General features: G+C 52.5%; 21 protein-coding genes. 17 read left to right on the top strand and 4 right to left on the bottom strand.

All coding sequences use genetic code 11. The features are described from left to right. Nucleotides 1-18: 18 nt before the first annotated feature. Complete coding sequence (gene plsB / locus EDF81_RS15360; RefSeq protein WP_123348971.1) at nucleotides 19-2442, bottom strand: glycerol-3-phosphate 1-O-acyltransferase PlsB; 2424 nt, start codon at nucleotides 2440-2442, stop codon at nucleotides 19-21. 129 nt (nucleotides 2443-2571) lie between these two features. Between plsB and EDF81_RS15355 the strand changes: the two genes are divergently transcribed. The 3 genes from EDF81_RS15355 (at nucleotide 2572) to EDF81_RS15345 (ending at nucleotide 4084) form a co-directional block, all read left to right on the top strand. Further along, nucleotides 2572-2937: a diacylglycerol kinase gene (locus tag EDF81_RS15355; protein WP_123348970.1), complete on the top strand. Its 366-nt coding sequence runs from the start codon at nucleotides 2572-2574 to the stop codon at nucleotides 2935-2937. Between the two features lie 90 nt (nucleotides 2938-3027). Then, the gene (gene lexA, locus EDF81_RS15350; RefSeq protein WP_123348969.1) at nucleotides 3028-3642 is read left to right on the top strand and encodes a transcriptional repressor LexA; all 615 of its coding nucleotides are present in this window, start codon (nucleotides 3028-3030) and stop codon (nucleotides 3640-3642) included. A gap of 232 nt (nucleotides 3643-3874) precedes the next feature. Then, nucleotides 3875-4084 carry a CsbD family protein gene (locus EDF81_RS15345; RefSeq protein ID WP_123348968.1) on the top strand — a complete coding sequence of 70 codons (210 nt, stop codon included), beginning with the start codon at nucleotides 3875-3877 and terminating at the stop codon, nucleotides 4082-4084. A gap of 85 nt (nucleotides 4085-4169) precedes the next feature. Here EDF81_RS15345 and zur read toward each other — a convergent pair whose 3' ends face one another. Continuing rightward, on the bottom strand, nucleotides 4170-4685 hold the full coding sequence (gene zur, locus EDF81_RS15340) for a zinc uptake transcriptional repressor Zur (protein ID WP_123348967.1): 516 nt from the start codon (nucleotides 4683-4685) through the stop codon (nucleotides 4170-4172). A 335-nt stretch (nucleotides 4686-5020) separates the two neighbouring features. Here zur and traF point away from each other — a divergent pair, with 335 nt between their 5' ends. The 4 genes from traF to dusA all read left to right on the top strand — a co-directional run bounded on the left by traF (nucleotide 5021) and on the right by dusA (nucleotide 8122). Next, a complete protein-coding gene (traF, locus tag EDF81_RS15335; RefSeq protein WP_404851476.1) occupies nucleotides 5021-6238 on the top strand; it encodes a conjugal transfer protein TraF in 1218 nt (405 codons plus the stop codon). 183 nt (nucleotides 6239-6421) lie between these two features. Continuing rightward, entirely contained in the window at nucleotides 6422-6739 is a 318-nt protein-coding gene (locus EDF81_RS15330) for a type II toxin-antitoxin system RelE/ParE family toxin (RefSeq protein WP_123348966.1), read from the top strand. Nucleotides 6740-6773: 34 nt separating this feature from the next. Next, the gene (gene nadS, locus EDF81_RS15325) at nucleotides 6774-7070 is read left to right on the top strand and encodes a NadS family protein (protein WP_123348965.1); all 297 of its coding nucleotides are present in this window, start codon (nucleotides 6774-6776) and stop codon (nucleotides 7068-7070) included. Nucleotides 7071-7096: 26 nt separating this feature from the next. Further along, nucleotides 7097-8122: a tRNA dihydrouridine(20/20a) synthase DusA gene (dusA, locus tag EDF81_RS15320; RefSeq protein ID WP_123348964.1), complete on the top strand. Its 1026-nt coding sequence runs from the start codon at nucleotides 7097-7099 to the stop codon at nucleotides 8120-8122. Between the two features lie 298 nt (nucleotides 8123-8420). Here dusA and EDF81_RS15315 read toward each other — a convergent pair whose 3' ends face one another. Continuing rightward, nucleotides 8421-9407, bottom strand: coding sequence for a quinone oxidoreductase (locus EDF81_RS15315; RefSeq protein WP_123348963.1), 987 nt, complete (start codon nucleotides 9405-9407; stop codon nucleotides 8421-8423). 60 nt (nucleotides 9408-9467) lie between these two features. Between EDF81_RS15315 and dnaB the strand changes: the two genes are divergently transcribed. From dnaB to EDF81_RS15285, 6 genes are all read left to right on the top strand, one after another. After that, entirely contained in the window at nucleotides 9468-10874 is a 1407-nt protein-coding gene (gene dnaB / locus EDF81_RS15310; protein ID WP_123348962.1) for a replicative DNA helicase, read from the top strand. A gap of 152 nt (nucleotides 10875-11026) precedes the next feature. Next, nucleotides 11027-12106, top strand: coding sequence for an alanine racemase (gene alr, locus EDF81_RS15305; protein ID WP_123348961.1), 1080 nt, complete (start codon nucleotides 11027-11029; stop codon nucleotides 12104-12106). A gap of 114 nt (nucleotides 12107-12220) precedes the next feature. Then, nucleotides 12221-13414, top strand: coding sequence for an aromatic amino acid transaminase (gene tyrB, locus EDF81_RS15300; RefSeq protein WP_123348960.1), 1194 nt, complete (start codon nucleotides 12221-12223; stop codon nucleotides 13412-13414). A gap of 216 nt (nucleotides 13415-13630) precedes the next feature. Next, nucleotides 13631-14344 (top strand): acid phosphatase AphA, encoded by a 714-nt coding sequence (gene aphA, locus EDF81_RS15295; protein WP_123348959.1) that lies wholly within the window; start codon nucleotides 13631-13633, stop codon nucleotides 14342-14344. 13 nt (nucleotides 14345-14357) lie between these two features. Then, nucleotides 14358-15740 carry a Xaa-Pro peptidase family protein gene (locus EDF81_RS15290; protein WP_123348958.1) on the top strand — a complete coding sequence of 461 codons (1383 nt, stop codon included), beginning with the start codon at nucleotides 14358-14360 and terminating at the stop codon, nucleotides 15738-15740. An 86-nt stretch (nucleotides 15741-15826) separates the two neighbouring features. Next, nucleotides 15827-16180 (top strand): MmcQ/YjbR family DNA-binding protein, encoded by a 354-nt coding sequence (locus tag EDF81_RS15285; RefSeq protein WP_123348957.1) that lies wholly within the window; start codon nucleotides 15827-15829, stop codon nucleotides 16178-16180. Nucleotides 16181-16189: 9 nt separating this feature from the next. Here the strand turns inward: EDF81_RS15285 and uvrA are convergent, their stop codons facing one another. Next, nucleotides 16190-19018 (bottom strand): excinuclease ABC subunit UvrA, encoded by a 2829-nt coding sequence (gene uvrA, locus EDF81_RS15280; RefSeq protein ID WP_123348956.1) that lies wholly within the window; start codon nucleotides 19016-19018, stop codon nucleotides 16190-16192. Between the two features lie 243 nt (nucleotides 19019-19261). Here uvrA and ssb1 point away from each other — a divergent pair, with 243 nt between their 5' ends. The 4 genes from ssb1 to EDF81_RS15260 all read left to right on the top strand — a co-directional run bounded on the left by ssb1 (nucleotide 19262) and on the right by EDF81_RS15260 (nucleotide 22342). Continuing rightward, nucleotides 19262-19804, top strand: a complete 543-nt coding sequence (ssb1, locus tag EDF81_RS15275; RefSeq protein WP_123348955.1) for a single-stranded DNA-binding protein SSB1 — start codon at nucleotides 19262-19264, stop codon at nucleotides 19802-19804. Nucleotides 19805-20201: 397 nt separating this feature from the next. After that, nucleotides 20202-21578 carry a hypothetical protein gene (locus EDF81_RS15270; protein WP_123348954.1) on the top strand — a complete coding sequence of 459 codons (1377 nt, stop codon included), beginning with the start codon at nucleotides 20202-20204 and terminating at the stop codon, nucleotides 21576-21578. A 9-nt stretch (nucleotides 21579-21587) separates the two neighbouring features. Beyond that, nucleotides 21588-21992 (top strand): hypothetical protein, encoded by a 405-nt coding sequence (locus EDF81_RS15265; protein ID WP_123348953.1) that lies wholly within the window; start codon nucleotides 21588-21590, stop codon nucleotides 21990-21992. A 2-nt stretch (nucleotides 21993-21994) separates the two neighbouring features. Then, nucleotides 21995-22342, top strand: coding sequence for a hypothetical protein (locus EDF81_RS15260; protein WP_123348952.1), 348 nt, complete (start codon nucleotides 21995-21997; stop codon nucleotides 22340-22342). Nucleotides 22343-23322: the final 980 nt, after the last annotated feature.

Here is a 23322-nt window from a genome sequence, read left to right as displayed (position 1 = left end):
AACGACCCGCCCCTTTTTTTACTCTTCTGCCTGGGTGGCACTCTCGATGGTCAGGCGCACATCAGACGTCACCAGCTCGGCCAGCATCTGATATACCCTCATGGTTTCACCCGGTTCGGCATCGCCGGTATCGCTGATAAAGCCTTCGTCACGCAGGGTCAGCACCAGGGTGCTGAAGACCGCTTTATCAAAGAACTCCGGCGCGTTGATACCGTGCAGCACCGACAGGCGCTGTGCGACCGTGCGGCTTTCTTTCTCAAGGGTGCTGCGGTTCATCGACGGGTTCGCGCTCAGCAGCCAGAAGGTGATGGCGTAGCGCTGCAGGGTTTCACGTGCGCCTGCGGCCAGCAGCTGCAGGGTACGTGAATGGGCCGGATTAACGCGTAGCTCATCATCGCGGACGGACACCAGCCCCTGACGTAGCATCTCTTCGGTCAGCGCATCAATCACCGCCGGCAGCTCGCTCTTGTCCCAGCGCAGGAACAGCTCGGCCTTCAGCATCGGATACAGCTGCTCAATATGGCTGAGTATCTGCTGGCGGGAGATCGCCCGATACTGGGTGACAATCGCCGCCATCAAGGACGGCAGCATCAGCATATGGGCGATATTGTTGCGGTAGTAGGTCATCAGAACCGCCTGCTCACGCGGCAGAACGATGATCTCGCCGATGGTATCCTGCTCAACCTCAAACTTGTTCATCTGCAGGGCATGATCGATCAGCTGATCGGCGCTGGCGGTCGGTGCCGTGGCGTCTGCCGCGTAAGGCACGTTGCGCATCAGCTCCAGGTAACAGTTCAGCTGTTCGGTCAACTGCTCACGCGTCAGAGAACGCTGGCGAGAGGCCAGCAGCGCGGTACAGCACAGGTTCATGGCGTTGGCCGCGCCTGCGTTGTTGATGCGCACCATCAAATCGGCGGCGATACGGTTAACGGTAGGCGTTAACCAGGCCGGGCGAATGGCTTCAATCGGGTCGATGGATTCGCGCCACTCCGGGACATGATGGTTCAGATACGCCATCAGCGGCATCGGTTCGCCGAAGTTAACGTAGCCCTGGCCGAGGTTACGCAGCTTGCTTAAGCCGCGCACCATCTGCAGGAAGCTCTCTTTCTCTTTGGTCGCTCCGCGCAGCTCTTTGGCGTAGGTGCCGACTTCCATCACGTGCTCATAACCGATATAGATCGGCACCAGCGTGATAGGGCGGGTACCGCCGCGCAGCATGGCCTGGATGGTCATCGACAGGGTGCCGGTTTTCGGATCCAGCAGTCGACCGGTGCGCGAGCGCCCGCCTTCGACAAAGTATTCGACGGAGTAGCCGCGGCTGAACAGCTCGCCGAGGTATTCGCGGAACACGGTAGAGTAGAGCTTGTTGCCTTTAAAGCTACGGCGAATGAAGAACGCGCCCAGGCGGCGGAAAATCGGGCCGGCTGGCCAGAAGTTCAGGTTGATACCGGCGGCGATATGCGGCGGAACCAGCCCCTGATGATAGAGCACATACGACAGCAGCATATAGTCCATATGACTGCGGTGGCAGGGAACATAGACGATCTCATGACCGTCATGGGCCAGCTGGCGCACGCGCTCTGCGTTATGCACGTTAATCCCCTGATAGAGCCGGTTCCAGGTAAAGCCCAGAATACGGTCGGTCAGGCGGATCATCTCGTAAGAGAAGTTAGCGGCGATCTCTTCCATCAGGGCGATAGCGTTCTGCTGTGCCTTTTCATGAGAGATTTTTTTGCTGCGCGCTTCGTCTTCTACCGCACGGGCGATGGCTTTCGACGCCAGCAGCTTATTAAACAGGTCCTGGCGGGCAGGCAGGCGCGGACCGACGGCGGCAAGACGCTGACGGGCGAAGTGCATACGCGCTACGCGAGCCAGTTTTTGCGCGATGATTTTGTCGGTGCCGTGCTCGGTCGCCATTTTACGCAGCGAAACCGGCGGCGAAAAACGCACGAAGCTGTCGCGGCCAAGCCAGGAGACGGCGAAGAATTTCTGTACGCCGTTAAGCATCCGCAGCGGCGGGTTGACGTCGCCTTTTTCCCGGCCCGGAGAGCGGCCGAACATGATGGAAACCGGCACCATCTGCACATCCAGATCCGGATGATTGCGATGCAGGTCAAGGTAGTCGTGGAACAGCTTGATCGACTCTTCTTTCGGCGTGTAGTAGGTAAACACGCGCGGACCGCCGTGGATAAAGACATAGCGCGGCAGCAGGGTGCCGTCGACTTCCAGCGGTTCAAGCGGGTCGGGCAAATCATGCGCCAGGCACTGGGCGCGCAGGGTCAGCAAGTCCGCCTTCGAATTGTACGGTAAGACGTACATAATCGGGCGTGAGGTATCAAGCCCCAGCTCCTGCGCAGGTTCAGCAGGGATAGACTTGCTTTTTACCAATATGCTTAATGGTAAATTAAGTAATTTGTAGTAAATTCGTGGCCAGCCAGACATAAACGATGTAAAGCCTCTGGTTAATAATGCAAATGCGCGGCAAGAATATCAGAAAGTGCACAGAATATCTTTGTACCGCACTCGACCTGTACAGACATTGACGCTAATTACGTAAAAAGGTTCTTTTTCATGGCTAATAATACCACTGGGTTAACCCGAATAATTAAAGCTGCCGGCTACTCCTGGAAGGGATTTCGTGCCGCCTGGGTCAACGAGGCCGCCTTTCGCCAGGAATCTGTCGCGTCGCTGATTGCCGTGATTGTTGCCTGCTGGCTGGACGTTGACCCCATTACCCGGGTGCTGCTGATTGGCTCGGTCCTGATGGTGATGATAGTGGAAATCATCAACAGCGCCATTGAGGCGGTGGTCGACAGGGTCGGGACTGAGCATCATGAGTTGTCCGGTCGGGCAAAGGATTTGGGTTCTGCCGCCGTGCTGCTGTCGATAGGCGTTGCGGTGATGACCTGGGTTCTTTTACTGTGGAACGCGTTTTAACCCTCTGGTTTTTTGTGCGAATTATGATTCCAAAGTCGCCTTTAACTGTATATACTCACAGCATAACTGTATATCCATTCAGGGGGCGGAATGAAAGCGTTAACGACCAGGCAGCAAGAGGTGTTCGATCTCATTCGGGATCATATCAGCCAGACGGGCATGCCACCGACGCGTGCGGAAATCGCACAGCGACTCGGCTTCCGTTCCCCGAATGCGGCGGAAGAGCACCTCAAAGCACTGGCGCGTAAAGGCGTCATTGAAATCGTCTCCGGCGCTTCCCGTGGCATCCGGGTGCTGCTTGAGCAGGAAGAAGACATCGGTCTGCCGCTGATTGGCCGCGTGGCCGCCGGTGAGCCTCTGCTGGCGCAGCAGCATATCGAAAGTCATTACAAGGTTGATGCGGCGCTGTTTAAACCTCATGCGGATTTTCTGCTGCGGGTCAGCGGCATGTCGATGCGAGACATCGGTATTATGGATGGCGACCTGCTGGCGGTGCATAAAACCCAGGATGTCCGTAATGGCCAGGTTGTGGTGGCGCGCATCGAAGACGAAGTTACCGTAAAACGTCTGAAAAAACAGGGCAATACCGTACATTTACTGCCTGAAAACAGCGAATTCTCGCCCATCGTTGTTGACCTGCGCGAGCAAAACTTCTCTATCGAAGGGCTGGCCGTAGGCGTTATCCGCAACGGCGACTGGCTGTAACTCTCTGCCGTATCCGGTGGCACGTCCGGTGTCACCGTTTTCCTCTTGCTTCACCTTCTCCCCGCCTTGATAGCTCCTGTTCCCTCAGCGTTTGCCGCTTCGTTTATGGTTAAAGATTCTGAATATTGTCTGTTTACCGAAATCCTTAACTACAATAAACATTAAGTCCAGCAGCGACATGCTGACTGGTTTGATGGAAAACGGATCACAACCGAACGATGAGGACTTGACGATGAATAAAGACGAAATCGGCGGTAACTGGAAACAGTTCAAAGGTAAAGCGAAAGAACAGTGGGGTAAGTTAACCGACGACGATATGACGATTGTTGAAGGTAAACGCGACCAGCTGGTCGGGAAAATTCAGGAACGTTACGGCTACGCGAAAGACCAGGCCGAGAAAGAAGTTGTCGACTGGGAAACCCGTAACAACTATCGCTGGTAGTTTTTCCAGCGTAATGAATGCTTCTACCCATGGTACACGGAAGTACCACCCCTACGGGGGAAGATAATCCATTCTGAAGCCGCGCTTAGCGCGGCTTTTTCTTTACCTGAATGCTGTGATCGTGATGGCAATTATCGTGATGGCTACAGGCTTCCACTTCTGAACACTGGGTGCACAGACCGTGCGCTTCGATCACGTTGTGACGCAGGGCAAAACCGAGTTTTGCCGCCAGCGAATGCATTATATCCTCCACGCCTTCCGCCTGCTCTTCCCGAACGACGCCGCAGCGGTCGCAGATAAACATGGCCGAGGTATGGGTTGGCTGATCGAACAGATGACACAGCACGTAGCTGTTAGTGGATTCGACTTTGTGAACGAAACCCTGTTCGAGCAAAAACTCCAGCGCCCGGTAGACGGTCGGTGGTTTTGCCTGCGGTTCGGCCTCACGAAGCAGGTCAAGCAGATCGTAGGCGCTAATCGCTCCGTTCTGCAGGCTCATCAGGCGCAGTACCTCCAGACGCTGTGGGGTCAGGCGCACATTACGCTGTACGCAAAGCTGTTCAGCCTGCGCCAGCATCTCTTGCGAAGTGGTCTTATCCATGGGCAGCCTCTGGTTGCATTGGGGATCGTGCCCACACTTTACCATGTTCTGCGCTAAACGCCGAGTTTCGGGCGGCAAGGCATGAACGACGCATTCATCGCTCCCGGAAATACCTCTGCAAATTTTTTTAGCCCACGCTTATGGAAAAGTTGGGCGAAAATAACATCTTCTTCTATAAATATTGAGGATTGTCACAATTATAACAAGCCGGAAGCTTGCGTAGTCATTCTGGAGAAATGCGGACTTTTCTCACCTCTTTTCACAGCAACGGTTCTCCTCTGTTTGAGCGATAAAGGGCAGAGGATATTCATTACCTGAAAAAAAACGGGCGAACAGTGAAAACAAACATCAAACTTTTGGCTGTGACTATCGGCGCAACCTTGTTTATGGCACAACAGGCGGGCGCAGCTAATACCTGGGCAGAGGCGCGCAGTGATGCGATGGGGGGCACGGGGGTGGCTTCCGCACATTACGGCAGTGGCGTATTGATTAACCCCGCACTACTGGCAAAGGCAAAGCCGGACGATGATATTACGGTGATCCTGCCTGCGATCGGTGCGCAGATCAGCGATAAAGACAATCTGGAAGACGAAATCGATAATTTCAGTAATACGCTGAATAGCTATCGCGACTCCATCGGCTTCCCTCCTAATCTGCCGCAGATCTCAGCGGCAGCGGGCGATCTTGCCGACAAGCTTGAATCCTTAAAAGGCAAAACGGCCCATGCTAAAGCGGCGGGCGGTATTGCCGTCAGTATCCCGAACGACGTGCTTTCCGTGGCGTTTGTCACTAAAGCCTGGGCCAGAGCGAACGTCAGTTCTTACATCGATCAGGGGGATATTGACCAGATACGTCTGGTTGAAGCTAACCCGATCGCAGCGATTGGTATCGATCCTGACAACTTCAACTCTACCGGATTTGGTCGTGCGGCCATCGTTTCTGACTATGGTGTTGCCGTTGCCCGTCAGTTTGATTTCGGCGGCGTGCCGGTTTCGATAGGCGTCACACCAAAGCTGCAAAAAACCTGGCTCTATAACTACAGCGTGCCGGTCTACAACTACGACAGCGGGGATTTGAGAAACAGCCGCTACCGTAACGACGATACCGGTTTTAACGTGGATGCCGGTGTGGCCGCTGACCTGAGCGAAAACTTCAGCGTCGGCCTGACCGGGCACAACCTGATCTCGCGTGATATCGACACCAAAGTGGTCAACGGCTTCCGCGATACCTTCCAGATTTCACCGGTCGTCACCGCCGGTGTCTCCTGGCAAAATGACCTGGTTACCCTCAGCGCCGATGGCGATCTGACCGAAACCAAGGGCTTTAAAAGCGAATCGAATTCCCAGTACGTTGGCGTCGGTGCCGAAGTGCGCCCCCTGGACTGGCTTGCCGTTCGCGCCGGTTACCGTGCGGATGTTAAAGACAACGACAGCAACGTCTTTACCGGCGGTGTTGGCTTTGCGCCGTTCAACCGCGTTCATCTCGACCTGATGGGTCTGGTGGGTGAAAACGAAACCTGGGGGGCCGGGGCACAGCTTAGCCTGACCTTCTAATCGGTTTAACCGGAGGCGATAAGCCTCCGGTTTTTCTTTGTAATCTCATCACATCAATTCCTTCCTCTTCTTCCCCACATCCCGTGCTAAAACTTCAAAGTGTACCCGGTACTTGAAATGCCTTGATTGCTGTACCCTGTACACGTAAAATCCCGTGTAAGTTGCATCGTATCAGGGAATGATATGCTTACTTTTATTGAGCTACAGGGTTTCAGTAAACAGCGACAGGCGCTTTTACCGGATGATGAGTTTCGGGCTTTCCAGGAATTGCTTATCGACACTCCTGCTGCCGGAGACATCATTATCGGAACCGGAGGGTTTCGAAAGATCCGCTGGGGCAGGCAAGGAATGGGAAAGCGCGGTGGCGTTCGGGTTATCTATTATAGCCTTGCCCAAAAAGGCCGAATTTATCTGGCGCTGATCTATCCAAAGAATGAGCAGGATGAGCTAACGGAAGAGCAGAGAAAAGCGCTGAAGCAGCTATCTGACAGGCTGGCTTAGTGGATACGGTGCGAATGAGTGGAATGAGGTACAGATGAAAGACGAGTTATTTGCTGACCTTCTGGCCAGCGCGGAAGAGATGGTCCGGATTGAAAAAGGTGAACTGACGCCGCAACCGGAGCACGTCCACACATTTAGCGAGATTGACGTAAAAGCGATTCGCGAATCAACCGGGTTAAAGCAGCAGGATTTTGCTGTTGCTGTCGGCGTCAGCTATGACCTGGTGAAAAGCTGGGAAACAAAACGACGGCATCCAACGGGCGCAACGCGAAAATTACTGCTGCTGTTACAGGCTAACCCCTTTATCATCAACCAGCTAAAAACCATTTAATGCACGACCACATAAAAAGTTTAAACATGTATCCAACACAGTCTCCAGACAAAGCTTTAGAAAACAACGTTGTTACCGCTTTCCCCGCCCACCGTTTTTCCATCGCGCCTATGCTCGACTGGACGGACAGGCACTGCCGTTACTTCCTTCGTCTGCTGTCGCGCCACACGCTGCTGTACACGGAGATGGTGACGACCGGCGCGATTATTCACGGCAAGGGCGATTATTTAGCATTCAGCGACGAAGAGCATCCCATCGCACTTCAGCTTGGCGGCAGCGATCCGCAGGCTCTGGCCCACTGCGCCCGACTGGCCGAACAGCGCGGCTATGATGAAATCAACCTGAACGTCGGCTGCCCGTCTGACCGCGTGCAGAATGGTCGTTTCGGTGCCTGTCTGATGGGCGAGGCGCAGCTGGTTGCCGACTGCATCAAAGCGATGCGCGACGTGGTCTCTATTCCGGTGACGGTAAAAACCCGTATCGGGATTGATGACCAGGATAGCTACGAATTCCTCTGCGACTTTATTAATACCGTGGCCGGTAAAGGCGAGTGTGAGATGTTTATTATCCACGCCCGCAAGGCCTGGCTTTCCGGCCTGAGCCCGAAAGAAAACCGTGAGATCCCACCGCTGGACTACCCACGCGTGTACCAGCTTAAGCGCGATTTCCCGCATCTGACCCTTTCCCTTAACGGCGGTATTAAATCGCTGGAAGAGGCGCAGACCCATCTGCAGCATCTGGATGGGGTGATGGTCGGGCGCGAGGCTTACCAGAACCCGGGGATCCTGGCGACGGTAGATCGCGACATCTTTGGCGTCGAAAGCCCGATCGCTGACCCGGTTGAGGTGGTGCGCGCCATGTATCCCTATATTGAACGCGAGCTGAGCCAGGGGGCTTATCTCGGACACATTACCCGACACATGCTGGGCCTGTTCCAGGGCGTTCCCGGTGCACGCCAGTGGCGTCGTCATCTGAGTGAAAATGCCCATAAGCCAGGCGCCGACATCCAGGTTGTAGAGCAGGCGCTGAGCCTCGTTGCTGATAAGCGTTAAACGGGTACTGTGGTCTGTTTTCGGCGGTAAAGTGCCGTAATATCAGCGGTGTAAGATCGGGTGCAATTGACGGAAAAGGCGTGGGAGAATCGGCATCCTCCCACTTTCGGGTTATTGTGGTGTCCGTCACAACCCGATAACTTTCCCTCAGGCTTGCTTAGAACAACATAGGATTTGCTTATCAAATCTGTCACTATGGCGCCGTCAACAGATTCATCGCGCTGTACCCTACATACAGCCGAACTAAAAAAAGAAAAGGGCTTCCCATGTGGAGGCCCTAATTCTTTCTGCCGCCCGATCAGCCCGGGATCAGCAAACTCGAACCCTGAGTGGCACGGCTCTCCAGCACCTCATGCGCGCGCTGCGCGTCATGCAGCGGGAATTTCTGGCTTGCCGCCACGTCAACTTTAATCACCCCGCTGGCGATCAGTGAAAAGAGCTCGTTACTGGCTTCGGTCAGTTCATCACGGTTAGTGATATAGCCCTGCAGGGACGGGCGGGTCACAAACAGAGAACCTTTCTGATTCAGTATGCCGAGGTTTACGCCGGTCACCGGACCGGAGGCGTTACCAAAGCTCACCATCAGGCCGTGACGCTGGAGGCAGTCCAGCGACGGCTCCCAGGTATCTTTACCTACCGAGTCATACACCACCGGGACTTTCTTGCCGTTGGTGATGGTTTTCAAACGCTCGACCAGATTCTCCTCGCGGTAGTTAATCACCTGCCAGGCTCCGGCCTCCAGCGCTCGCTGCGCTTTCTGGGCGCTACCCGCGGTGCCGATCAGTTTGGCGCCAAGCGCTTTGGCCCACTGGCAGGCGATAAGCCCAACGCCACCGGCAGCGGCATGGAACAGGAAGGTCTCATCCGGTTTGATTTCATAGGTTTTGCGCAGCAAATAGTAGACCGTCAGCCCTTTGAGGAAGGAGGCTGCCGCCTGTTCGAAGCTGATAGCGTCAGGTAAAATTGCCGCTTTATCCGCCGGGACGTTATGCACCGAACTGTAGGCACCCAGCGCTGACTGAGCGTAGACCACGCGATCGCCTTCTTTAATATGGCTGACGCCGTGGCCGACCTTGCTGACGATGCCTGCGGCTTCTGTTCCTAACCCGCTCGGCAGCGACGGCGGCGGATAGAGGCCGCTGCGGATATAGGTGTCGATATAGTTGATGCCGATGGCTTTGTTTTCCACCTGAATTTCGTTTTCGCCAGGCGCTGCGGGCGTAAACTCCACCGCTTTCAGGACGTCAGGACCGCCGTGCTTGTGAAATTCTATTCGTGTTGCCATGCTTCCTCCAGAATGTGGTAATCTTTCGACCCAATCTCTATCTCGGTAACTCCATTCACTATGGCAGGAAATAAACCCTTCAACAAACAGACTGAACCCCGCGAGCGCCAGTTCGAAGGGATGAAAATGCCCCCGCACTCGATTGAAGCGGAACAGTCGGTGTTGGGCGGTTTAATGCTGGATAACCAACGCTGGGACGACGTCGCCGAGCGCGTGGTGACGGAAGACTTTTACGCTCGCCCACACCGTCATATCTTCACGGAAATGGCGCGCCTGCAGGAATCGGGGAGTCCGATTGACCTGATTACCCTCGCGGAATCGCTGGAGCGTCAGGGGCAGCTCGATGCCGTCGGCGGCTTCGCCTATCTGGCGGAGTTATCGAAAAATACGCCAAGTGCAGCGAATATCAGCGCTTACGCCGATATCGTGCGCGAACGTGCGGTTGTACGCGATATGATCTCGGTGGCCAATGAGATTGCCGAAGCCGGTTTCGACCCGCAGGGCCGCAACAGCGATGAACTGCTGGACCTCGCTGAATCCCGCGTCTTTAAAATCGCCGAGAGCCGCGCCAATAAAGACGAAGGCCCGAAGAATATTGCCGATGTGCTGGATGCGACCGTCTCGCGTATTGAGCAGCTGTTCCAGCAGCCCCACGACGGGGTCACGGGCGTGAACACGGGCTATGACGATCTCAACAAAAAAACCGCGGGCCTTCAGCCGTCGGATTTGATTATCGTCGCCGCGCGTCCGTCGATGGGTAAAACGACATTTGCGATGAACCTCGTCGAAAATGCGGCGATGTTGCAGGATAAGCCGGTTCTTATTTTCAGTCTTGAGATGCCCTCCGAGCAGATTATGATGCGCTGCCTGGCGTCCCTGTCGCGTGTCGATCAGACCCGTATTCGTACCGGTCAGCTGGATGATGAGGACTGGGCGCGGATCTCAGGCACCATGGGGATCCTGCTGGAAAAACGTAATATCTATATTGATGACTCCTCCGGCCTGACGCCAACGGAAGTGCGTTCCCGTGCGCGGCGTATTGCCCGTGAACACGGCGGCATCGGTCTGATTATGATCGACTACCTTCAGCTGATGCGCGTGCCGTCCCTGTCGGACAACCGTACCCTGGAAATTGCCGAAATTTCCCGTTCTCTGAAGGCGCTGGCCAAAGAGCTACACGTGCCGGTGGTGGCGCTGTCCCAGCTTAACCGCTCCCTTGAACAGCGCGCCGATAAACGCCCGGTCAACTCGGACCTGCGTGAGTCCGGCTCCATCGAGCAGGATGCCGACTTAATTATGTTTATCTATCGTGATGAGGTTTATCACGAGAACAGCGACCTGAAAGGCATTGCCGAAATTATCCTCGGCAAGCAGCGTAACGGCCCGATTGGTACGGTGCGTCTGACCTTTAACGGTCAGTGGTCGCGTTTTGATAATTATGCGGGCCCCCAATACGACGACGAATAAATCGCCTTCATCCTTCACGCCGCAGGTGCGTTGACTGCGCCCGCTCACCCCGGTCACTTAGTTGGCTAAGCTCCCGGGGATTCGCGGGCTTGTCGCCTTCCTGCAACGTGAATGATTTTGGCGATTCTTTATTAAGGATCTAAGGAATATAAATGCAAGCGGCAACTGTCGTAATCAACCGCCGCGCTCTGCGACACAACCTGCAGCGTCTGCGTGAGCTGGCGCCCGCCAGCAAACTGGTTGCAGTGGTGAAAGCGAACGCCTATGGACACGGTCTGCTGGAGACCGCGCGAACGCTCCCCGACGCTGACGCCTTTGGCGTTGCCCGCCTGGAAGAAGCCCTTCGTTTAAGAGAAGGGGGAATTACCCAGCCGATTTTACTGCTGGAAGGTTTCTTTAACGCCGCCGATCTGCCAACGCTCGTCGATAATCAACTTCAGACCGCTGTGCACAGTCCTGAACAGCTGGTAGCGCTGGAAGCGGCGGATTTACGTCAGCCGGTTACCGTCTGGATGAAACTCGACACCGGTATGCACCGTCTCGGCGTGCGCCCGGACCAGGCCGAAGCGTTTTATCAGCGCCTGTGCCAGTGCAAAAACGTGCGTCAGCCGGTCAACGTGGTGAGCCACTTTGCCCGGGCCGACGAGCCGGAATGTGGCGCGACCGAAAAACAGCTGGATATTTTCAGTAGCTTTACCGACGGCAAACCCGGGATGCGCTCTATTGCTGCATCGGGCGGGATCCTCCTGTGGCCTCAGTCCCACTACGACTGGGTGCGCCCGGGGATTATTCTTTACGGCGTCTCGCCGCTGGACGGCCATCCCTGGGGTAGCGAATTCGGCTTCCAGCCAGCAATGTCTCTTACCTCCAGCCTGATTGCCGTGCGCGAACATCTTGCCGGGGAACCGGTGGGCTATGGCGGCACCTGGGAGAGCGACCGTGACACGCGGCTTGGCGTCGTGGCAATGGGCTACGGTGACGGCTATCCGCGTGCGACACCGTCGGGAACGCCGGTACTGGTCAACGGTCGGGAAGTGCCCATTGTCGGTCGCGTGGCGATGGATATGATTTGCGTCGACCTGGGGCCTGAGTCGCAGGATAACCCCGGCGATCCGGTGGTGATGTGGGGTGAAGGGTTGCCCGTTGAGCGTATTGCCAGCGTTACCGGCGTCAGCGCCTATGAATTGATTACCCGTCTGACCTCAAGGGTCACGATGCACTATCTCGACTGACGCGCTCTGGCCCTTGCTCTCCCGGTGAGGGCCAGAAAAACATCCTCTCGATCTTCTTCGGTATCCGGTTTATTGTGTGGTTTCATCTTGACCGTAAACCTGGAGAACCACCGCGTGTTTCAAAAAGTTGACGCCTACGCTGGCGACCCCATCCTCTCCTTAATGGAGCGTTTCAAAGAAGATCCGCGCAGCGACAAGGTCAATCTCAGTATCGGCCTCTATTACAACGAAGAGGGCATTATTCCTCAGCTGCAGGCGGTGGCGGAAGCCGAGGCGCGTCTTAACGCCCAGCCGCACGGGGCTTCACTCTATCTGCCGATGGAAGGGATGAATACCTATCGCCAGGCGGTTGCGCCGCTGCTGTTTGGTGCCGATCATCCGGCTCTGGCTGAGAAACGCGTGGCTACCATCCAGACGCTGGGTGGTTCCGGTGCGCTCAAGGTGGGGGCTGATTTTCTTAAGCGCTATTTCCCTGCGTCAGGTGTGTGGGTCAGCGATCCGACCTGGGAAAACCATATCGCCATCTTTGAAGGGGCTGGATTCGAAGTAAGTACTTACCCCTGGTTTGATAACGAGAGCAACGGTGTGCGCGTTGACGCGCTGCTGGAAACGCTCTCCGGCTTACCGGCGCGCAGTATTGTGCTGCTGCACCCGTGCTGCCATAACCCGACCGGAGCCGACCTGACTAACGCTCAGTGGGATGCGGTGATTGAGGTGCTGAAAGCCCGCGACCTGATCCCGTTCCTCGATATCGCCTACCAGGGCTTTGGTGCCGGAATGGAAGAGGATGCTTACGCCATTCGCGCCATCGCCGATGCAGGCCTGACGGCGCTGGTCAGCAACTCATTCTCGAAGATTTTCTCTCTGTATGGCGAGCGCGTCGGTGGGCTGTCCATTCTTTGTGACGACGCCGCAACGGCAGAGCGCGTGCTGGGCCAGCTTAAGGCAACCGTACGTCGCAACTACTCCAGCCCGCCGCACTTTGGCGCGCAGCTGGTGGCGACCGTGCTTAACGATGCGACGCTTAAAGCCTCCTGGCTGGCGGAAGTCGAAGCGATGCGCACCCGTATTCTGGCGATGCGTCAGGCGCTGGTTAACGTGCTGAAAGAGACGCTGCCAGGGCATAACTTTGACTATCTGCTGAAGCAGCGCGGGATGTTCAGCTATACCGGCCTGAGTGCGGCCCAGGTCGATCGCCTGCGGGATGAGTTTGGCGTCTACCTGATTGCCAGCGGACGTATGTGCGTGGCCGGGCTGAACAGTCGCAACGTTCAGCGCGTGGCCCAGGCTTTTGCTGCCGTAATGTAAGCACTCACTATCATTTTTAAATCATCCTCTTCTTCGGAAGAGGATTTTCCCCACCGTTTTGCCTCGCGCCTTTTTCAGAATGTGATCATCACCGTTTTCTATGACTTCAGGGCGACATATTCCTTTCCTTCGTCCGTTACCGGGGGTAATGTCGGAATGCTTTTTGAGCATTTATAGATGACATAACAATAACTAAATGATTGTTAAGGGATATATATGCGCAAGACGATCCGTATTATGAGCGCCGCCTGTCTGCTATTAACGCTGAGCAGCACGGTTCTCGCCCATGCCTCCACTCCAATGCCGCTCTATAGCGGGACCAATACGGCAAAACTGGCCGAGCAGGCTCCGATTCACTGGGTATCGGTCGCACAAATCGAACACAGCCTGCAGGGGCAGCCGCCCATGGCGGTAGGCTTTGATATCGATGATACCGTTCTGTTCTCCAGCCCGGGCTTCTGGCGCGGCAAAAAAACATACTCCCCGGATAGCGAGGAGTACCTTAAAAACCCGGCTTTCTGGGAAAAAATGAATAACGGCTGGGACGCGTTTAGCGTGCCGAAAGAAGTGGGTCGCGCTCTGATTGCCCTGCACGTTCGTCGCGGCGACAGCATCTGGTTTGTCACCGGCCGCAGCCAGACGCGGACCGAAACGGTATCGAAAACGCTGCAGGATGATTTTGCGATCCCGGCTGCCAATATGAACCCGGTGATTTTCGCCGGAGATAAGCCGGGTCAGAACAGCAAAACCCAGTGGCTTGAGTCGAAACAGATCAAAATCTTCTACGGTGACTCGGACAACGATATGACCGCTGCTCGCGAGGTCGGAGCCAGAGCCATACGCATCCTGCGCGCCTCAAACTCGACTTACCGTCCGCTGCCGCAGGCGGGAGCGTTGGGTGAAGAGGTGATTGTTAACTCTGAGTATTAGAGAGCCTATAGCGATGAATATTGAACTGGTCAGCATCAGTGCGCCTGTCATCCACCGCCAGGTCAGCCCGGTGACGCTGACGGATGCCACGCTCGCAGAGCGTAAAAGCAAACTGCTCTCCAGGATGCAGCAGCATCGTCTCGATGCGGTGATTATCTATGCCGATCGCGAGCATGGCGCGAATTTCGAGTATTTTACCGGGTTTATCCCTCGTTTTGAGGAAGCCTGTCTGGTAGTGCAGGCGAACGGTGAGAGCCGTTTACTGCTGGGCAATGAAAACCTGAAAATGGCCAGTCACGCACGTATTGTGGCCGCCGCCGTGCACGTGCCCTTTTTCTCTCTGCCCAACCAGCCGATGGCGGGTGAACGTCCTTTTGCGGACTACTTCCACGATGCGGGACTGTCACCCGACAGCCGTATCGGCGTGATTGGCTGGAAGCTGTTTACGGCTAAGACCCTGGATAATACCGCGTTGTTTGACCTTCCTTCCTTTGTTGTCGATGCGCTGCGGGAATTTGTGGGTGAACAGGGATCGCTGGTGAATGCGACCGGCATACTGATTTCCCCGCAGGAGGGGATCCGCACCCTCAACAATGCCAATGAGATCGCCCACTATGAGTACGGTGCGACCCTGGCCGGCGCGGCGATGTTTGATGCGCTTCAGGCGATTGAACCCGGCAAGGGTGAAAGAGAGGTCGGGGCGCTGCTGGCGAGAGAGGGGCAGCCCAACTCCGTCACCACCATCTGTGCCACCGGGGATCGCTTTTCCCATGCGACGCTCTATCCCCGCGACAAGGCCATTCAGCACCAGGATAAGTTCGCTATGACGGTGGGCTACAAGGGTGGGCTGAGCAGCCGGAGCGGCTTTGTTATCGAACGCACCGACCAGCTTCCCGACGAGCAGAGAGAGTATCTGGATCGCGTCGCAAAACCCTATTTCCGGGCGTATCTGACCTGGCTTGAAACGATTGCCGTTGGGCTGAGCGGGCAGGCGATGTACGCGACCATTGAGTCGGTTCTCCCCCGTATGGACTATGGCTGGACGTTAAATCCGGGCCATTACACTGCCGATGAAGAGTGGCTGGCGTCGCCTTTCTTCGAGGGCTCGACCGCCGTCGTGCAAAGCGGCCAGCTTTTTCAAATTGATATTATTCCGTCGGTGAAGGGCTATGCCGGGGCCAGCTGTGAAGAGCCGGTGGCTATTGCTGATGCGTCGCTGCGAGCGGAAATCAGCAGACTCTATCCGGAACTCTGGCAGCGCATTCAGCGGCGACGGGCCTGGCTGAAAGAGGCGATTAACGTTGATTTGAGAGAAGAGGTTTTGCCTTTAAGCGACACGGTCGCGTTTCTGACGCCCTTCCTGCTCAGCAAACGTCAGGCACTGGTGAAACGCTGAAACGCGCTCTTTTGTACAGACCACTATACTGATCCGGCAGCGAATCATTTTTCCAGTAAGGCGTATCTCATTCACGGGGGAGACTGATGACCAGTTCGGAGTTATTACAGTACTGCATGGCGAAGCCCGGGGCGGAACAGAGCGTTCACAGCGACTGGAAAGCCACGCAAATTAAGGTGGCGGACGTGCTGTTTGCGATGGTGAAAGAGGTGGACGGCAGGCCGACGGCTTCGCTGAAAACCAGCCCGGAACTGGCGGAGCTACTGCGTCAGCAGCATGATGATGTTCACCCCTGTCGGGATCTGAACAAGGCGCACTGGAGCACCGTTTTTCTTGATGGCGCGCTGCCCGATTCACAAATTTACTATCTGGTGGATGCGTCGTATCAGCAGGTCACAGAGCTGCTGCCTGACTCTGTCAGACAGCAGCTTTTATCATGACCGTGTGGGTCACGCTTTCAGCAGTGGCTTAAGGAAGCGGGCGGTGTGCGAGGCTTCACACTCTGCGACCGTTTCCGGCGTGCCGGAGACGAGGATTTCGCCGCCGCCGCTGCCGCCTTCCGGACCGAGATCGACAATCCAGTCGGCGGTCTTGATCACATCGAGATTGTGCTCAATCACCACGATGGTATTGCCCTGATCGCGTAGCTGATGCAGCACTTCCAGCAGCTGCTGAATATCCGCAAAGTGCAGACCGGTGGTCGGCTCATCGAGAATATACAGGGTCTGACCGGTCCCACGTTTCGACAGCTCACGCGCCAGCTTCACGCGCTGGGCCTCGCCGCCGGAAAGGGTCGTGGCGGACTGACCGAGACGAATATAGGTCAGGCCAACGTCCATCAGCGTCTGTAGCTTACGCGCCAGTGCCGGAACGGCATCAAAGAACTCACGCGCCTCTTCGATAGTCATATCCAGCACTTCGTGGATAGTCTTGCCCTTGTACTTAATCTCCAGCGTTTCGCGGTTATAGCGTTTGCCTTTGCACTGGTCGCAGGGAACGTAGATATCCGGCAGGAAGTGCATCTCTACCTTGATCACGCCATCGCCCTGGCAGGCTTCACAGCGGCCGCCGCGCACGTTAAAGCTGAAGCGACCCGGCGTATAGCCGCGAGAGCGTGACTCCGGCACCCCGGCAAACAGCTCGCGCACCGGCGTAAAGACGCCGGTATAGGTCGCCGGGTTGGAGCGCGGGGTACGACCAATCGGGCTCTGGTCGATGTCGATAACCTTATCGAAATGCTCCAGTCCCTGAATATCACGGTACGGAGCCGGTTCAATAATTGTCGCGCCGTTCAGCTGACGCTGGGCAAGCGGGAACAGAGTATCGTTGATCAGGGTCGATTTACCGGAGCCGGAGACGCCGGTAACGCAGGTAAACAGCCCGACTGGCAGGGTCAGGGTCACGTCCTTCAGGTTGTTCCCACGTGCGCCGGTCAGCTTCAGGACCTTTTTCGGGTCGGCTTTGACGCGGTTTTTCGGCACGCCGATCTGACGCTTGCCGCTCATAAACTGGCCGGTCAGGGACTCCGGTACCGCCATAATGTCGTCAAGCGTGCCTTCTGCCACCACCTGGCCGCCGTGCACGCCCGCGCCCGGTCCGATATCGATCACGTGATCTGCCGCACGGATCGCGTCCTCATCGTGCTCAACCACAATCACCGTATTGCCGAGATTACGCAGGTGGATAAGGGTGCCCAACAGGCGTTCGTTATCGCGCTGATGCAGGCCGATGGACGGCTCATCCAGCACGTACATGACACCCACCAGGCCTGCACCGATCTGGCTTGCCAGACGGATACGCTGGGCTTCACCGCCGGAAAGCGTTTCTGCCGAACGGGAAAGAGAGAGGTAGTTCAGGCCGACGTTCACCAGGAACTTAAGGCGATCGCCAATCTCTTTCAGCACTTTCTCGGCGATTTGCGCCCGCTGGCCGGACAGCTTCAGGTTATTGAAGAAGTCCATCGCATGGCCGATGCTCATATCGGAGATGGTTGGCAGCGGCGTGTTCTCAACGAACACGTGGCGTGCTTCGCGACGCAGACGGGTGCCGTCACAGCTGGCACACGAACGGTTGCTGATAAACTTCGCCAGCTCCTCGCGTACCGCGCTGGACTCGGTCTCTTTATAGCGACGCTCCATATTATGCAGCACGCCTTCAAACGGATGGCGGCGCACGGAGGTGTCACCACGATCGTTCATGTATTTGAATTCAATAGACTCTTTACCGGATCCGAACAGCACCACTTTGTGCACGCTGGCATCAAGGCTGCCCCAGGGGGCGTCGACGTCGAACTTATAGTGGTCCGCCAGCGATTTCAGCATCTGGAAATAGTAGAAGTTGCGGCGATCCCAGCCGCGGATGGCACCACCGGCCAGGGACAGCTCCGGGTTCTGGATCACGCGGTCAGGGTCGAAATACTGCTGCACGCCCAGACCATCACAGGTCGGGCAGGCACCCGCCGGGTTGTTGAACGAGAATAGACGCGGTTCCAGCTCGCGCATACTGTAGCCGCAGACCGGGCAGGCAAAGTTGGCGGAAAATAGCAGCTCTTCCGCTTTCGGGTCGTCCATATCGGCGACGATCGCGCTGCCACCGGAGAGATCCAGCGCGGTTTCAAAGGATTCCGCCAGGCGCTGGGTCAGGTCTTCGCGCACTTTGAAACGGTCAATCACCACTTCGATGGTGTGTTTCTTCTGCAGTTCCAGCTTCGGCGGATCCGACAGATCACACACTTCGCCGTCAATACGGGCGCGAATATAGCCCTGGCTTGCCAGGTTTTCCAGGGTTTTGGTGTGCTCGCCTTTACGCTCTTTGATGATCGGTGCCAGCAGCATCAGGCGTTTGCCTTCCGGCTGGGACAGTACGTTATCTACCATCTGGCTGACGGTTTGCGCCGCCAGCGGCACGTCGTGATCCGGGCAGCGTGGCTCACCGACGCGGGCGAACAGCAGACGCAGATAATCGTGAATCTCGGTGATGGTGCCCACGGTAGAACGCGGGTTATGGGACGTCGATTTCTGCTCAATGGAGATCGCGGGCGAGAGGCCCTCGATATGGTCGACATCCGGCTTTTCCATCAGCGACAGGAACTGCCGCGCATAGGCGGAAAGCGACTCGACATAGCGACGCTGCCCTTCGGCATAGAGGGTGTCAAACGCCAGCGAGGATTTGCCTGAACCCGACAGCCCGGTAACGACGATGAGCTTGTCGCGTGGGATGACGAGATTAATATTTTTAAGATTATGGGTACGTGCGCCCCGGACTTCGATCTTATCCATTCTCATTCCCGGTAGATAACGGTTTGCCTGCAAGACAACCGATGGTCATAAACGGCTAATTATGACACAATTGAACCTGAGTGGATATACAGTATTCGAAGGCGCATTCCAGGTTCTGCTGTAAAAATGTCGTATGATGAACCATTTACTGGAATACGGCCCTCAAGCTATCAAAACGGCGCTTTGTGATGATACAATCGCCCGCTAAAATTTATTTTGTATACGTATTCAGGAGACTCGATCATGGCCAGCAGAGGCATCAATAAGGTGATTCTCGTCGGTAATCTGGGCCAGGACCCGGAAGTTCGCTATATGCCGAGTGGTGGCGCGGTCGCCAACATGACGCTGGCTACTTCCGAATCCTGGCGTGACAAGCAGACCGGTGAAATGAAAGAGCAGACCGAGTGGCACCGCGTTGTGATGTTCGGCAAGCTGGCAGAAGTGGCCGGCGAGTATCTGCGTAAAGGTTCCCAGGTTTACATCGAAGGCCAGCTGCGCACGCGCAAATGGACCGATCAAAGCGGGCAGGAGCGTTACACCACCGAGATCAACGTTCCGCAGATTGGCGGCGTGATGCAAATGCTCGGCGGTCGTCAGCAGGGTGCAGGCGCGCCGGCCGGCGGTGGTCAGCAGGGTGGTGGTAGCTGGGGCCAGCCTCAGCAGCCGCAGGGCGGCAACCAGAACCAGTTCAGCGGCGGCGCACAGTCCCGTCCGCAGCAGCCTCAGTCTGCACCGGCACCGTCCAACGAGCCGCCGATGGACTTTGACGACGATATCCCGTTCTAAATTGACTTTAGATATTACACAATAACTTTATTAAAAACCTCCGAATTATCGGAGGTTTTTTAATTTAAATATATAACGATGATTTTAGTAATTCTCTATAGCTATCATTTCTAAACTTACCTTGAGTTATGCGATAATATATTCTATTAAAATGAAAATACTTCTCCTAATGTTAATGATATAATTTTTATATCCCGCTGAAATACGAGTGTTTTTTTGAGTTTAAAACTTTCTATTGATATGTGAAAAGTCATCGTGGTAAACGAGATGATTAATAATTTTTAATTTTTCTTGAATTCTTCTTTTCATTAATGATAATATCCTACTTGAATTTATAATTACTCACTTTTCCATAATTCATTATTGTGATGATATTTAGATAGTAAGTTGAGGATATATGGATTTATTTAGACCTAGATTAACTGATTACCATGGCATCCTTAAGTCTCAAGCCGATTTAGATTTTGCAATTCAATTTTTTGACGAAGATATACCACTCTATATCGACCCATTTTTATTGTGGAAGTCACCATCTTTACAAGATCAAGCATTGCATACAACGATCACTAATTCATTTAATTACCTTAATTTTTTGATAAAAAAAGGTAAAGAAGATGAAGCGATTAAGGTCTTAGTTAATGTCTCTGAATGCTCAGAGATAGGGCTTGGGGTATCAAAATCTCGGAAAGGGCTTAGAATTGGTGATAAACAAGCAAATCAGATTTTAAACTTGTTTCGGGATATTCCTGAGTATAGTAATTTTGGTTTTACACATTTTGAGGTTATTCAGCTTTACATCTCTGGTATTTCAAAAGATAGAATAAGTGATATTGCTTGTAATTATATTAAATCTTTTTTGATAGACTACACAGTCGAGCAATGTCAAATCCATGGAATACCTACTGAGGGTGTTATCCTTGATTCACTTTATAACTATAAAAAACATGATTTTTTGTATAATGAAAAATTATTCCTTCCTGTGAATCCAAAGACTAGAGAACCGATCATATTTACTCCGAAAAGATGGCTTAGATTTAATCCATGGATAAATTTTGACGATTACTTCAAATCACATTGTCCAAGGGATGATATATTCAACCCCAATGAGCCAGAGGAAAGAGTTAAGGTTTTAAATTACAATAGAGAGAATTATGGTATAGTCGAAGAGTATGTTAAATATAAGGATAGAAGTTCTCAAGACTGCCATAATGATCCACTCTTTAGTCAGATCCCGGTTTTATCTGCGAAAAGAAAGCTTAATCAACTTTTAAAACTAAATTCAGGGAAAGAAGATGGGGCCGATATGGAATATGAAGAACTGGCCGCAGAGCTTTTAGCTACATTGTTCTATCCACATCTTGATTTTGCTCAGACTCAAAGTAGAACTGAGTCAGGAAGACATATCAGAGATTTGATCTTTTATAATAATCGTGATGTCGATTTTCTTGATGAAATTTTCACTGATTATGAAAATAGACAGCTTGTTATTGAAATGAAGAATGTTAAAAAAATAGAAAGGGATCACATAAATCAACTTAATAGATACCTTCAGCCAAATATTGGTAGGTTTGGTGTTTTTTTAACTAGAAATCCCCTTCCCAAAGCAATGTTTACTAATACTATTGATTTATGGTCATCCCAAAGGAAATGTATAATTGCAATTACTGATGATGATTTAAAGCTAATGGTAGATGTTTATGAGAGCAAACAAAGAGCTCCGATAGAAGTTTTAAAAAAGAAATACATAGAATTTAGACGTTCGTGCCCATCTTGAGGATACTATATGAATAGAAGTAATGTGGATATGTTTGAAAAATTGTCTGGGCAATTACTAAGTGTTTATGAAGAAATATCTCTTCTTTCTAAAAAAAATCCTAATGATGCGGTTAATAAATTTAAACTTAACTTTGTTAACAAGTTGCTATGTCAGAGCAATGATTATCTTATTGATAAGTATAAACCATTTGATGATTTTGAGGTATTTGATGAGGATGGCATACCACAAAACAGTGACGTTGTTTTTATACTATCTCAGTATCTTCAATGCTTTGAGAAACTGAGGGCAGATAATGTAGTTATTAGAAATGGATCTTGGTATTGGCGTGTTGAGGGTGGTGAAGGCGATAAGACAGATGAAGAAGGTATGATGTTAATACGTACAGTGAAACCTAAGAAACTTAAGGATTAACGATGGAAAGAGAAAAATTTTATACTACTAAGGAAATAGCGGAAACATATGATAATATGACTCCATTGCTTAGTGCTATGTACTTGGAATTCAAAGAGTTATCCAAGAAAAAACCTGATGCTGCTTTAAGTAAAAGGAAGATACAGATAGTAAACCGCTTAATAGAAAAAATAAGAGTTATACTTTCAACTGAAGAAAACATTGCATATTTAGATGTTTTAGATGAGGATGATGTACCACAAACCAGTGATGTCGTATTAATACTTTCTCAGTATGTTGCAGCAATGAAGGCTTTTCATGAAAAGCACTATGGCTGGGATGGGGCTAATCACAAATGGTTCATAGGGTAATAAATTAACTGGACTCTATGTTAATTATGTTTTTAATGTGCATTTTTCGGGCTTAATTAAATTAAGCCCGTTTATGTTTCTTTGATATTATACTTTCAAGGTTATGGTAGCCATTTAAACATATTTTTTGTGCGGGATGTTTCTGGTGTTATAATATTAAAAGAGTACAAAAAAATCCTGTTTCAGTGTCCCCGGGAATATTCCCATTACCGCATTAAAATGGCTGTTTTCTTTGCGTGATATAGCTCTGGTATAACTGTAACTATTTTATTTTGAGTCCTGCACGGTGTCACCCACTAGTAAAATGTACTTCTGGATACTTCTGCTCTAAATTATTCATGAAAGGCAATTTATCCTGCATGTGGTGAGTTCTTTTTAATTGGTGTAAAGCCTGTAACTTTGTTACATAATCGAATTCAATACGGAGTTTTTCATACTCATTCTAATTGATTGAAGACTAGACGAGTTGGTAGGTTTTATATGAGATTACTTGGATGTCATTTCCTTACTCGATGATTATTTCTGAGTGCGCCATATCCTCCCTTATAATACAACGTATCCACTGATAAAACGTGGGAAGAGCATAAATATAAAAAATTGTACAGGTTTCTCGTAGAGATTGGCGATGTTTACGCATATGCAGAATGACGAGGACTTTAAAACCAAGAGAACAGTCAACATTTTAAGAGGTCAGCTTTACCACTAATTTTCCTAGCTGCGGTCCATTTTCGTACTGTGTTCTTTATAACACCAAATCGGCTAATTTCTTCCAAAAAATAATATTGCAAAAATAAATGTCAAGATGAAGACTGATTCACTCATAAAATAACCATTTTCATAATGATGAGATGCTATTTACAAAAAAAATTATTAATTTTTCGTGCGCCAAAATGCGATGTGATGCAATTGCATTATTATTGCTCGCCATTATAATTAGCCACAAGATGTCTGTTTTTTTAATGGCTAAGACCAGGTGATAT

Origin of the sequence: Enterobacter sp. BIGb0383 (genome assembly GCF_003751845.1) — a bacterium.
Classification (GTDB): domain Bacteria; phylum Pseudomonadota; class Gammaproteobacteria; order Enterobacterales; family Enterobacteriaceae; genus BIGb0383.
The sequence above is the reverse complement of the archived record's forward strand: the minus strand, read 5'-3'. Positions and strand labels throughout refer to the sequence as shown.

Coding starts and splice junctions, on each gene's coding strand:
- EDF81_RS15270 (WP_123348954.1), top strand. CDS start 20,202: ATGGATTTATTTAGACCTAGATTAACTGATTACCATGGCATCCTTAAG.
- EDF81_RS15330 (WP_123348966.1), top strand. CDS start 6,422: ATGCTTACTTTTATTGAGCTACAGGGTTTCAGTAAACAGCGACAGGCG.
- nadS (WP_123348965.1), top strand. CDS start 6,774: ATGAAAGACGAGTTATTTGCTGACCTTCTGGCCAGCGCGGAAGAGATG.
- EDF81_RS15315 (WP_123348963.1), bottom strand. CDS start 9,407: ATGGCAACACGAATAGAATTTCACAAGCACGGCGGTCCTGACGTCCTG.
- EDF81_RS15355 (WP_123348970.1), top strand. CDS start 2,572: ATGGCTAATAATACCACTGGGTTAACCCGAATAATTAAAGCTGCCGGC.
- EDF81_RS15345 (WP_123348968.1), top strand. CDS start 3,875: ATGAATAAAGACGAAATCGGCGGTAACTGGAAACAGTTCAAAGGTAAA.
- EDF81_RS15265 (WP_123348953.1), top strand. CDS start 21,588: ATGAATAGAAGTAATGTGGATATGTTTGAAAAATTGTCTGGGCAATTA.
- ssb1 (WP_123348955.1), top strand. CDS start 19,262: ATGGCCAGCAGAGGCATCAATAAGGTGATTCTCGTCGGTAATCTGGGC.
- aphA (WP_123348959.1), top strand. CDS start 13,631: ATGCGCAAGACGATCCGTATTATGAGCGCCGCCTGTCTGCTATTAACG.
- plsB (WP_123348971.1), bottom strand. CDS start 2,442: ATGTCTGGCTGGCCACGAATTTACTACAAATTACTTAATTTACCATTA.
- uvrA (WP_123348956.1), bottom strand. CDS start 19,018: ATGGATAAGATCGAAGTCCGGGGCGCACGTACCCATAATCTTAAAAAT.
- EDF81_RS15290 (WP_123348958.1), top strand. CDS start 14,358: ATGAATATTGAACTGGTCAGCATCAGTGCGCCTGTCATCCACCGCCAG.
- alr (WP_123348961.1), top strand. CDS start 11,027: ATGCAAGCGGCAACTGTCGTAATCAACCGCCGCGCTCTGCGACACAAC.
- EDF81_RS15285 (WP_123348957.1), top strand. CDS start 15,827: ATGACCAGTTCGGAGTTATTACAGTACTGCATGGCGAAGCCCGGGGCG.
- lexA (WP_123348969.1), top strand. CDS start 3,028: ATGAAAGCGTTAACGACCAGGCAGCAAGAGGTGTTCGATCTCATTCGG.
- dnaB (WP_123348962.1), top strand. CDS start 9,468: ATGGCAGGAAATAAACCCTTCAACAAACAGACTGAACCCCGCGAGCGC.
- zur (WP_123348967.1), bottom strand. CDS start 4,685: ATGGATAAGACCACTTCGCAAGAGATGCTGGCGCAGGCTGAACAGCTT.
- EDF81_RS15260 (WP_123348952.1), top strand. CDS start 21,995: ATGGAAAGAGAAAAATTTTATACTACTAAGGAAATAGCGGAAACATAT.
- dusA (WP_123348964.1), top strand. CDS start 7,097: ATGTATCCAACACAGTCTCCAGACAAAGCTTTAGAAAACAACGTTGTT.